The following is an 11,086-nucleotide window of genomic DNA, read 5'->3' as shown; positions in this document are numbered from 1 at the left end:
AATTCATGTAGGACGTAAGAAAGTAAAAGTATAGCTAATATACAAATAATTAGTGAAATTTTAATTATAAGGGGTCTATAGTTTTTCATATCATCACCTCATAAATTATTATAAACATATTTTTATTGAATATCAATAAAAATTTATCAATTATCAATAAAATTATTAATTTTATAAAGCTTTTAACAAAGTCTTATATGTGGTAGAATGGATATAATATTAATACGTTATAAATGTATAAGGAGATGATTTTTTGAGTATAGTAAAACCGTCAACTTTGCCTGGCTTTATGGAACTTCTTCCTAAAGAGCAAATTTTGTTTAATCAAATGCGTGATATTATTAGGAAAAATTTTGAAAGAGCAGGCTTTTTACCTATAGATACTCCTGTTATTGAAAAGTCTGAAGTGCTTTTGGCAAAGGGAGGAGGAGAAACCGAAAAGCAAATCTATAGATTTACTAAGGGTGATACAGATATGTCTTTAAGGTTTGATTTAACTGTGCCTCTTGCAAGATATACAGTTGAGCATTTCTCAGAACTTTCTTTTCCTTTTAAGAGATATGCTATAGGTAAGGTTTATCGTGGAGAAAAGGCTCAAAAAGGAAGATTTAGAGAATTTTATCAATGTGATATTGACACCATAGGAAATGGTGAACTTTCAATTGCAAATGATGCCGAATTTCCTGTAGTTATTTATCATACTTTTAAAGATTTAGGATTTTCAGATTTTACTATTCATCTTAATAACAGAAGAATTTTAAAGGGATTTTTCGCATGGCTTGGAGTTTCTGATTCACAAAATGCACTAAGAGCTGTTGATAAGATAGAAAAAATAGGACCTGAAAATGTGCTTAAAGAACTTGAAGAGTCAGGAATAGATAGAGAAAAAGGTAAAAAAATTCTTGAATTTATTGAAATAAAAGGTACAAATGACGAAATTATTCAGGCTTTAAAAGACTTAAACATTGATGAAGAAACTTTCAACCAAGGTTTAGATGAGATGAGTGAACTTATTTCATGTATTAAAGCTTACAATATTGATGAAAAAAATTACAGGATTGATTTGAAAATAGCTAGAGGTCTAGACTATTATACGGGAACTGTATATGAAACAACTCTTGATGATTATCCAAAAATAGGATCTGTTTGTTCAGGAGGTCGTTATGATAATCTTGCTTCATATTATACAGAAAAAACCCTACCTGGAGTGGGAATTTCAATCGGTCTTTCAAGATTATTCTATCAATTAGAACAAGCAAAAATAATTTCAGCCGAAGATAAATCTTTAATTGATATTATTATTTTGCCTATGGATGGTTTTATCCATGAAGGAATAAAACTTTTAGCTAAACTTAGAGAAAAAAATGTTAAGGTCACAATTTATTCAGAAGATGCAAAACTTGGAAAAAAATTCAAATATGCCGATCAAATAAAAGTACCTTATGCTATTGTTTTAGGCGAAAATGAAGTAAAAAATGGTCTATATTCTTTAAGAAATATGGCTACAGGCGAGCAAGAAGAAGTTGATTTTAATAAATTAGTAGAAAAATTTTCAAAGTAAAATTATTATTTAGTGCAAGGCTCTAAATCTTGCACTTTTTTTATTTAAATATTACAATATAAAGGAATTAAAAGAAAGAAGATGAAATATGAACTATAGAGAAGATATTAGAAATATAGCAATTATTGCCCATGTTGACCATGGTAAAACAACTTTAGTTGATGCTCTTTTAAAACAATCGGGAATTTTCAGAAAAAATCAAGTCGTAAACGAACGTGTTATGGACTCTAATGCCATTGAACGTGAAAGAGGTATTACAATTTTATCAAAAAATACCGCAGTTCACTATAATGGAGTAAAAATTAACATTATTGATACACCTGGCCATGCTGATTTTGGTGGAGAAGTTGAACGTGTACTTAAGATGGTAAATGGAGTTGTTCTTTTAGTTGATGCCTTTGAAGGTCCTATGCCTCAAACAAAGTTCGTTCTAAAAAAATCCTTCGAACTTCATTTACCTGTTATTGTATGCATAAATAAAATAGATAGACCAGAAGCAAGACCTGAAGAAGTTGTAGATGAAGTTTTAGATTTATTTATTGAACTTGGAGCTAGTGAAGATGTACTTGATGCACCTTTTGTTTATGCTTCTGCTAAAAGGGGAATTGCTGGCAAAAAATTAGATGAAGAAATGACATATATGGAACCACTTTTCCAAACAATTCTAAATTATATACCAGCTCCTGTTGAAGCAAGTAACGAATCTTTTAAACTATTAATTTCAACAATTGACTATAACGATTATGTGGGAAGAATTGGTATAGGAAAAATTGAAAGTGGAACTTTGAAAGAAAATGATAGTGTTTATATAGTAAATTCTACAAAACCGGGTTATGAAGAAAAAGTTAAGATTTCTAAAATATATGAATTTGAAGGTCTTGAAAGAGATGAAGTAGAATCATCAAGTTCAGGTTCCATTGTTGCCATTACAGGTATTGAAGATATTAATATAGGAGATACCTTAACAAGTGAACAAGACAAAGAACCCCTTGAATTTGTAAAAATTTCAGAACCAACACTTTCAATGAATTTTTCAGTAAATGATTCACCTTTTGCCGGAAAAGTTGGTAAGTTTGTAACTTCAAGGCAGTTAAGGCAAAGACTTTTTAGGGAACTTCAAACTGATGTATCTTTAAGAGTTGAAGAAACAAATTCTACAGATTCTTTTAAAGTTAGCGGTAGAGGGGAACTTCACTTAAGTGTATTAATAGAAAATATGAGACGTGAAGGATATGAATTCCAAGTTTCCAAACCTCAAGTTTTGTTTAAAACTATTGATTCTAAAAAATATGAACCTATTGAAAGAGTTACAATAGATGTTTCATCAGAATATGTAGGAGCGATTATTGAAAAGCTTGGCAGACGTAAGGGAGAACTTGTAACAATGCAAGAACCTCAAGGAGGTTATCAAAGACTAGAATTTTTGATTCCAGCCAGAGGTCTTATTGGATATAGAACAGAATTTATGACCGATACCAAAGGAAATGGGATTTTAAATTCAGTATTTGAAGATTATGCACCATACAAGGGTGATATTCCAAGAAGAGTTAATGCATCTATTGTGTCTTTTGATACAGGAGTAGCTTCAACTTATGGATTAAATAATGCCCAACAAAGAGGAAGTCTTTTTGTAGGACCTGGAGAAGAAGTTTATGAAGGTCAAGTAGTAGGAGAATCTCCAAAGGGTGTTGAAATTGAAGTTTCTGTAACTAAAGAAAAGAAACAAACAAATGTCAGAGCCTCAGGTTCAGATGAAGCTTTAAAACTATCACCGGTTAAAAACTTAACCTTGGAAGAAGCTTTAGAGTTTATTGAAGATGACGAATTAATAGAAATTACACCAGAGGATTTTAGAATTAGAAAAGAAATTTTAAGCTCACAACAAAGATACAAATCAAAAAATAAAAAGAAGTGATTCTATGCTAAAGATGTATTTTGATGCAATAAAATCTTTTGCACAATTTTATTCAATAATATTTTTAATAAATATAATTTTTTCAGCAGCAGTAGTGTTTTTTCAAAGGAAAAAACCTACTTCAACCTTGCTGTGGGTAATGGCAATTAATTTTATACCCATAGTGGGTATTATATTATATTTATTAATAGGTCAAGATGTATCTAAATCTAAGATGTTTGATTCAAAAACACAAGCAGATAGGATAACTAAGAATAAATATAGGGACACGATTGAAAATATACAGAGTAGAGAATATAAGTCTTCCAATGCAAAAACTAAAGAATACAAAGAAATAGTTAAGATGTTTAATAACGCTGAAGGAGAAATTCTCTATTCAGAAAATGATGTAAAAATTTTTAACAATGGAGTGGAAAAATTTAAGGCTTTATTTGAAGATATAAAAAATGCAAAAGAAAGCCTTTATATTCAATACTATATTTTTAAATCTGACCAATTATCAAGCCAATTTATTGATTTATTGATAGAAAAAGCAAAAGAAGGGCTTGATGTATACTTATTAGTAGATGGCATGGGTGCAAGGCATTTAAAATCAAGTGATAGAGAAAGAATAAGGAATGCAGGCGTTAATTTTGCTGTATTTTTTCCAGGGATTTTGCCCAAAATAAATACTCACATTAATTACAGAAACCACAGAAAGATAGCAATAATAGATAGAAAAATAGGCTATGTAGGCGGTTTAAATGTTGGTGATGAGTATGTGGGAAATGGAAAATTTGGGAATTGGAGAGATACACATTTAAGAATCTTAGGTGATGCAGTCAATGGACTTTCATGGAGATTTTACCTTGACTATAAGTTTGCCAGTAAAAAAGACATAAAGAATTTTTCAACTATATATTTAAAAGAAAAGGGAAATAAGGATGTTTCCATTGTTACATCAGGTCCAGATACAAAAGCCGATTCAATAAGAAATGGTTATGAAAAACTTATAACTAGAGCTGAAAAAGAAATCTATATACAAACACCATATTTTGTACCAGATGAGGGACTTTTTAAATGTCTTAAAGTAGCAGCTCTTTCAGGCGTTGAAGTTAATATAATGATACCTCAAAAAAAAGACCATCTTTTTGTTCACTGGGCATCTCTATCCTATGCTGGAGAATTATTGGACTGGGGTGTAAATGTTTATATGTATCAAAAAGGATTTTTACACACAAAAATTATGATTTCAGATGATTATCTTTCTTCAGTAGGAACAGCTAATTTTGATATAAGATCTTTTGAGCTTAATTTTGAGGTTAATGCTTTTATGTTTGATTATGAATTAAATCAAAAACTAAAAAAAGATTTTAAAAATGATTTAAAAGATTGTAAAAAAATAACTAAAGAAATCTATGAAGAAAGAGGACTTTTCACAAAAATTAGAGAACAGACCTCAAGACTTTTGTCACCCTTACTGTAATGAAAATTAATATAGATAGAAAAAATATAAAAAATGTAAAAATACGAGTGGAAGATGGAGTTGTAAAAATTTCTGCCCCTCAAAATTTAAGCACATCTCATATACTAGACATATACGAATCAAATGAGGCTATTGTCGAAAAACTAATAGAAGACGATAAGAAAAGGTCAACTTATAAAAATCACCTCTTTGGTGAAAAATTAAAGGAAAATTTTAGCCAAAAGGAAATTGATGACTTATATAGAAAAGAGCTTTCTGATATACTTTTTCATATATTTAAAAAATATGAAAAATTGACAGGACTTGCACCTAAAGAATATAAATTAAGAAAGATGAAAGCTAGGTGGGGTACAGCTTATCCCAATAAGAGGCTTATTATTCTTAATATTTATTTAGCCCAAAGACCTATAGAAGAGATAGAGGCGGTGGTTTTACATGAACTTATTCATTTAAAATACCCTAATCATTCTAAAGATTTCTATAAGGAAATAGAAAAATATATGCCTAATTATAGGGATTTAGACAAAAAACTTAAGCATACATAGGTGATAATATGTTAAAAAAATTTTTAAAATTACTGATAGTTGTATTCCTAGTACTGATACTTATGCAAATATTCAATATCACTATATTTATAGGAACAAAAAGGATAGACCCTGAATATTTTGCTGACAAAATAAAATCTGTGCCTTATCATGTAATTTGGAATAAAACAAAAGAAAAGGCAATAGAAGTAAAAGAAGTATTTAAAAAAGATAAAAAAGATGATTCAGAATCAGATAAAAGTGATGATAAAATTACAACTACCGATAAAAGTGTTAATGGAAATAAGGAAAAATCAACAAAAAATATATAAAAAATTAAGCTCCAATCATGGAGCTTTTTTTATATGAGTTAATATTTAAAAATCATAATAAAAATGAAATTTATTTTGTAAATTCAAATGTAAAATTATCTTTTGCCTTAAAGTGATATTTATAAAAGGCTTCAATGGCATCAACCATATATTTAGCATCCTTAACACCTGCTGTTTCATATGTTGAATGCATAGATAGTTGTGCAAGACCAATATCTACAGTATTTAGGGATACATGATTTTGTGAAAGATTTCCTAGGGTTGATCCACCGATTTTATCAGACCTGTTTGAGAAAAATTGAAGGGGTATATTTTCATCTTTACAAATTTTTTTAAATACTGATATGCTTTGACCATCACTTGTATATTTTTGTCCAGCATGAGATTTTATAACTATACCACCGTTCATATATGCGTAGTTTGTATCATCAGTTAGCTCTTTGTGGTTAGGGTGAAAAGAGTGAGCGTTATCAGCACTAATCATAAAGGATGAAGAAATAGCCTTGTAATAATCTTCTTTACTATAAGATAAATTTTCATTGATTCTATTTAAGACATCAAATAAAAATGTAGATAGGGCACCTTGTTTAGTTTCAGAACCAACTTCTTCATTATCAAAAGATGCGTAAACATCAATAGATTTTGAATTATAACCATTAATAAATCCCAAAAGACTTGTAAAAGCACATTCTAAGTTATCAATTTGCGGACAGGAGAAAAATTCTTCATTAGCTCCCCAAATTGTTCCTGGAGTCCTGTTGTATAAAAATATATCTCTTGAAATAATATCATCAGGGTCTATATTAAGTTCTAAAGCCAATATCTTATTAACAAGATTTTTCCCATCATCCTTGGAAGTTTGAGAGATTAAAGGTAAAAGGTCAATTTGTTTGTTATCTGTAGAAGCTTTCATATCTTTTGAAATGTGAATTGCAAGGCTAGGAATAAGTAGTAAATCCTTGTCAATCTTCACAAGGGTAGAGAAAATACCATCGGGCCTATTTATAAAGACCCTTCCAGCTAAGGATAAGGGTTTATCAAACCATGATGAAACAATCATTCCTCCATAACCTTCAGTATTTAGCTTAATATATTTATTATCAACAGAAATTTCAGCATTTTCTTTTAATTTAAAAGTTGGAGAATCGGTATGGGAAGCCACAATATTGAAAGAATAATTTTTTATATCTTCTCCAATTTTGAAAGCTATAATTGAAGAATTATTTCTTGTTACAAAATAATTTTTTCCTTTTTCTAATTTCCAAGTTTGTCCCTCAAGAAGCTCTATAAAATTTTCACTTTTTAAAATATTTTTCATATTTTTGACTGCGTGAAAACAAGTTGGGGAATCTTTAATAAAATTAATAAGTTTTTTTACGATTTCTTTAGACATTTCTTTTCCTTTCCTTTTTATTAAGATTAGGCAAAATAAAACCAAATCCTAAATATGTGAAGAGTAATTATATTAAAAAATATTTGAAAATTAATGAATTTAAACATACTCTTAATACATATAGATAAACTTTTCATTAAATAAATTTGTTAAATACTTATTTTAGATTTTTCTTTACTAATTTATACATATTATAATTAGTATAAAATTAATTTGAAAACAAAGCAAGGAACTTTCATATAGGAGAATAAGCAAGGCATAAAATTAATGCTACTTTAAAAAGTTCGGTAAAATTTTTATATTAATAGGTCATAATAATGATATTTACATTAAGAAATGATATAATTATTTTTGTAGAGGGGGAAAGAATATGAAAGAATATAGAGCCTTTGAAATTTTGGGTCCTATTATGGTAGGTCCTTCATCGTCCCATACAGCAGGTGCATGCAAAATAGCCAGGGTAGCAGCGAGAATTTGCCCTGAAAATTATAAAAAAGTTATATTTTATTTACACGGTTCTTTTGCCATGACCTATAAGGGTCATGGGACAGATAGAGCCTTATTAGGCGGTATATTAGGTTTTAAAACCTATGACGACAGGATCAGAGATGCTTTTAAAATAGCAGATTCCAAAAAAATAAATTATGAATTTGTAGCTACTGATTTGGGAGAGGATTTTCACCCAAATACAGTTAAGATTTCTTTTGTATATGAAGACCACGAAGAATATGTTATAGGTTCTTCTATTGGTGGCGGTAATATGATTATAGTTGATATTAACGGAATTCAAGTTGAATTTGACGGAACTCATCCCACTCTATTATTTAGATATAATGAGCAAAAAGGAATAATATCTGAGATCTCATCTATTCTTTATAAAAATGATTATAATATAGAATCTATAAATACAATAAAAGATGACCTTACAGAAATTGTTAACTTAACTATAGAATTAGACCAAAATTTATCTATTGATTTAGTAAAAAAACTGACAACAAATTCTAAGTTTTTGATGGCTAAATATGTGGAGGTATAAATGTTTAATACTGCAAAAGAAATTATTGAATATTGTCAAAAAAATAATTGCCATATTTATGATTTAGTTCTAGAGGATGAATTAAAAAATTCATCTTTAACTAAGGAAGAAATTTTTGAAAAGATTTTAGAAATTTTACAAGTTATGAAAAAATCTTCCACAAATACTCTTGATAAAAAATTTACCACTAAATATAAAATGATTGATGGATTTGCCAAAAAGTGTTTCTCTTATCAGGAAATTAGTGAGCCCATTGTTGGAAAGTTCTTAATGAAAGCAATGGCAATGGCTTTTTCCACATCGGAAACAAATGCCAATATGGGAACAATAGCAGCAGCTCCGACGGCTGGTTCTTCAGGAATTATGCCGGCAACCCTTATGTCATTAAAAGAAAAATATGACTTAGATGATGAAGTGTTAGTAAAAGGACTTTTAACCTCTATAGGCATCGGTCAAATTATTGGTAAATATGCAACATTTGCTGGAGCTGAAGGAGGATGTCAGGCAGAATGTGGTTCTGCCTCAGCAATGGCAGCTTCTGCTGCTGTGGAAATACTTGGAGGTTCACCTAGTGAGGCATTAGAAGCTGCAAGTATAACTCTTATAAATGTTTTGGGTCTTGCATGTGATCCTATTGCAGGACTTGTAGAATATCCTTGCAATTTTAGAAACGCATCTGGAGTTATGAACGCTTTAATTTCTGCCGATATGGCGATGGCAGGAATTAAATCAATTGTACCTTTTGATGAAGTTGCAAGTGCAATGGGAGAGGTTGGAAAGCTATTAAATGTTTCTATTAGAGAAACAGGACTTGGCGGTCTTGCCGGAACCAAAACAGGATGTGCAATAAGAGCACAATTTTTAAATTTAAAGGAGGAAGTATGAAAAAAAAGACCCTTGGTTTGATACCAAAAATTATTATAGCAATTGCTTTAGGTATTGTAGTTGGTAGATTTTTACCTGACTGGATGACAAGAGTTTCCGTAACATTTTCAACAATGTTCGGTGCATTTTTAAATTTTATTATACCACTTATGATTCTAGCTTTTGTATCTAAAGGAATCGCTGATCTTTCAGAAGGAGCAGGCAAGCTCCTACTTGTAACAGTTATCTTATCCTACTGTTCAACACTAATAGCTGGCTCTTTATCATATGTAATGAGTTCAAATATTTTCCCATCATTTATAACTCCAGATTTGGTGCAAAAAATTCAAGAAGCATCATCAAAAACTCTTGACCCATATTTTACTATACCTTTGGGACCAATAATTGAAGTAACTAATGCCTTAGTTTTTGCTTTTATGCTTGGACTTTGTGTATCAGTGCTTAGAAATAAGGGTAAGGGACAAGGACTTTATAACATAATTAACGAATTTTCTGACATTATAAACATGGTTCTTGCTAAATTTGTAATTCCTATATTACCATTCTTTATTTTTGGTAATTTCTGCGGACTTTCTAATTCAGGTTCAGTTTTTGCAATACTTGGAATTTTTGGAAGAATATTTGTGTGCATAATAGCGCTACATTTAATTTATATTTCAGCTCTATTTTTTGTATCATGTATTTATGCAGGGAAAAATCCTTTCTCAAGCATAAAAAGAGCAGTACCTGCTTATTTAACAGCAGTAGGAACTCAATCATCAGCCGCAACTATTCCTGTAAATGTAAATTGTAACAAAAATATGGGAGTAACAAGACAAATTAGGGAATTTGTAATTCCTCTTTGTGCCACAGTTCACATGCCAGGCTCAATGATAACATTAACGGCTTGCGTATTTACTCTTTTAACGATGTTTAAAATGAACGCATCTTTTGCTATTATTATGAGATTTATTTGTATATTAGGAGTAGCAATGGTAGCAGCACCTGGTGCACCAGGAGGAGCAGTTATGAGCGCACTTCCATTTTTACCCTATGTTGGAGTAGAATCAACTGGAACTATGGCAACAATTTTAATTTCACTATATTTGACACAAGATTCTTTCGGAACAGCTGCAAATGTAAGTGGAGATAATGCAATTTCTATAGCAGTTGAAAAAATTTATTACAAATATATAGTAAAAAGACCAATTCCCGAAGAAGATGATAAGGAAGAGGTAAAAATAGAAGGATAAAAAATTCAGATTATTTTAGAATTGGTATAAAAATTTATATCTACCCTCTTTACTGGTCAGAACAGTTGAGAGGGTATTTTATATCCTTTATATTTTTAAAATTTCATAATATACTGTTAAGAATGAGAAATTAGTAAATTAAAAAGAGGTAGAAAATGAGTAAAAAATTAATATATTTAGGCTTTAGTGAAGAAGAAAAAAGAATTTTAACTGAGCTTTGCAAAGATTTTGAAATTGATGCTAGAGAATTAAAAAAAGAAGACTATAATGAAAAAATTGGTTATCTTCTCGGTATTGAAAATTTTAAACACAATGAAGATATAAACAAAAATGATTTTTCACAAATTCAGTTTGCTTTATTTTCAGATTTTGATAGGGACTATATGAAAAAATTCCTATTGGGATTAAAAGAAAAAGGACTTGTAATAAGCCATAAGGCAGTTCAAACACAAAAAAATATAGATTGGACTCTTTCTTATCTCTTAAAACATATAGAAGATGAAAGAAGACTCTTGATCAAATTTAAAAATTTAGGCATATTAGTTAAAAAAGCTCAAAATTTGATTGATGAAGATGAGAGTAAAAAGGACTTAAAAATTTTATTAGACAGGGCATACGCCTTGCAAAACCAAGTAATTGATGAAAAAAAACTTGATAAGATAAGAGAAGATTTATCAAAATATTTACAAAAATTCAATAGATAAGATGAAAAAAATCTATTCATTTATATGTTATATTTTAAA

10 protein-coding genes are annotated in these 11,086 nt (G+C 29.6%); 9 read left to right on the top strand and 1 reads right to left on the bottom strand.

The annotated features are described in order from the left end of the window. Positions 1–253: 253 nt before the first annotated feature. From hisS to HMPREF9131_RS00400, 5 genes are all read left to right on the top strand, one after another. Entirely contained in the window at positions 254–1,561 is a 1,308-nt protein-coding gene (hisS, locus tag HMPREF9131_RS00420; RefSeq protein WP_004823846.1) for a histidine--tRNA ligase, read from the top strand. Between the two features lie 88 nt (positions 1,562–1,649). Continuing rightward, complete coding sequence (gene typA, locus HMPREF9131_RS00415) at positions 1,650–3,476, top strand: translational GTPase TypA (RefSeq protein WP_009344744.1); 1,827 nt, start codon at positions 1,650–1,652, stop codon at positions 3,474–3,476. A gap of 4 nt (positions 3,477–3,480) precedes the next feature. Further along, complete coding sequence (gene cls, locus HMPREF9131_RS00410; protein ID WP_009344725.1) at positions 3,481–4,941, top strand: cardiolipin synthase; 1,461 nt, start codon at positions 3,481–3,483, stop codon at positions 4,939–4,941. Then, entirely contained in the window at positions 4,941–5,486 is a 546-nt protein-coding gene (locus HMPREF9131_RS00405; protein WP_009344728.1) for a M48 family metallopeptidase, read from the top strand. The genes cls and HMPREF9131_RS00405 overlap by 1 nt, the downstream gene beginning before the upstream one ends. An 8-nt stretch (positions 5,487–5,494) precedes the next feature. Further along, positions 5,495–5,797, top strand: coding sequence for a hypothetical protein (locus HMPREF9131_RS00400; protein ID WP_009344745.1), 303 nt, complete (start codon positions 5,495–5,497; stop codon positions 5,795–5,797). A 70-nt stretch (positions 5,798–5,867) separates the two neighbouring features. On the opposite strand, the gene HMPREF9131_RS00395 is transcribed toward HMPREF9131_RS00400, so the two are convergent. Next, positions 5,868–7,190 carry a M18 family aminopeptidase gene (locus tag HMPREF9131_RS00395; protein ID WP_009344731.1) on the bottom strand — a complete coding sequence of 441 codons (1,323 nt, stop codon included), beginning with the start codon at positions 7,188–7,190 and terminating at the stop codon, positions 5,868–5,870. A gap of 370 nt (positions 7,191–7,560) precedes the next feature. On the opposite strand from HMPREF9131_RS00395, the gene sdaAB reads away from it, so the two are divergent. From sdaAB to HMPREF9131_RS00375, 4 genes are all read left to right on the top strand, one after another. Then, entirely contained in the window at positions 7,561–8,226 is a 666-nt protein-coding gene (gene sdaAB / locus HMPREF9131_RS00390; RefSeq protein WP_004823824.1) for an L-serine ammonia-lyase, iron-sulfur-dependent subunit beta, read from the top strand. Further along, the gene (gene sdaAA, locus HMPREF9131_RS00385) at positions 8,227–9,111 is read left to right on the top strand and encodes an L-serine ammonia-lyase, iron-sulfur-dependent, subunit alpha (RefSeq protein WP_009344742.1); all 885 of its coding nucleotides are present in this window, start codon (positions 8,227–8,229) and stop codon (positions 9,109–9,111) included. Next, positions 9,108–10,343: a dicarboxylate/amino acid:cation symporter gene (locus HMPREF9131_RS00380; RefSeq protein ID WP_009344727.1), complete on the top strand. Its 1,236-nt coding sequence runs from the start codon at positions 9,108–9,110 to the stop codon at positions 10,341–10,343. The genes sdaAA and HMPREF9131_RS00380 overlap by 4 nt, the downstream gene beginning before the upstream one ends. 155 nt (positions 10,344–10,498) lie before the next feature. After that, positions 10,499–11,047 (top strand): DUF3783 domain-containing protein, encoded by a 549-nt coding sequence (locus tag HMPREF9131_RS00375; protein ID WP_009344730.1) that lies wholly within the window; start codon positions 10,499–10,501, stop codon positions 11,045–11,047. Positions 11,048–11,086: the final 39 nt, after the last annotated feature.

This window comes from Peptoniphilus sp. oral taxon 836 str. F0141, from assembly GCF_000179335.1.
Taxonomy (GTDB): Bacteria; Bacillota; Clostridia; order Tissierellales; family Peptoniphilaceae; genus Peptoniphilus_A; species Peptoniphilus_A lacrimalis.
Note: the sequence above shows the minus strand (reverse complement) of the source record. Positions and strands in the feature narration are given on the sequence as shown.

Excerpts from the sequence above, each read along its gene's own strand:
- typA (WP_009344744.1), top strand. The coding sequence starts at position 1,650 with ATGAACTATAGAGAAGATATTAGAAATATAGCAATTATTGCCCATGTT.
- HMPREF9131_RS00375 (WP_009344730.1), top strand. The coding sequence starts at position 10,499 with ATGAGTAAAAAATTAATATATTTAGGCTTTAGTGAAGAAGAAAAAAGA.
- HMPREF9131_RS00395 (WP_009344731.1), bottom strand. The coding sequence starts at position 7,190 with ATGTCTAAAGAAATCGTAAAAAAACTTATTAATTTTATTAAAGATTCC.
- HMPREF9131_RS00380 (WP_009344727.1), top strand. The coding sequence starts at position 9,108 with ATGAAAAAAAAGACCCTTGGTTTGATACCAAAAATTATTATAGCAATT.
- sdaAA (WP_009344742.1), top strand. The coding sequence starts at position 8,227 with ATGTTTAATACTGCAAAAGAAATTATTGAATATTGTCAAAAAAATAAT.
- HMPREF9131_RS00405 (WP_009344728.1), top strand. The coding sequence starts at position 4,941 with ATGAAAATTAATATAGATAGAAAAAATATAAAAAATGTAAAAATACGA.
- HMPREF9131_RS00400 (WP_009344745.1), top strand. The coding sequence starts at position 5,495 with ATGTTAAAAAAATTTTTAAAATTACTGATAGTTGTATTCCTAGTACTG.
- sdaAB (WP_004823824.1), top strand. The coding sequence starts at position 7,561 with ATGAAAGAATATAGAGCCTTTGAAATTTTGGGTCCTATTATGGTAGGT.
- cls (WP_009344725.1), top strand. The coding sequence starts at position 3,481 with ATGCTAAAGATGTATTTTGATGCAATAAAATCTTTTGCACAATTTTAT.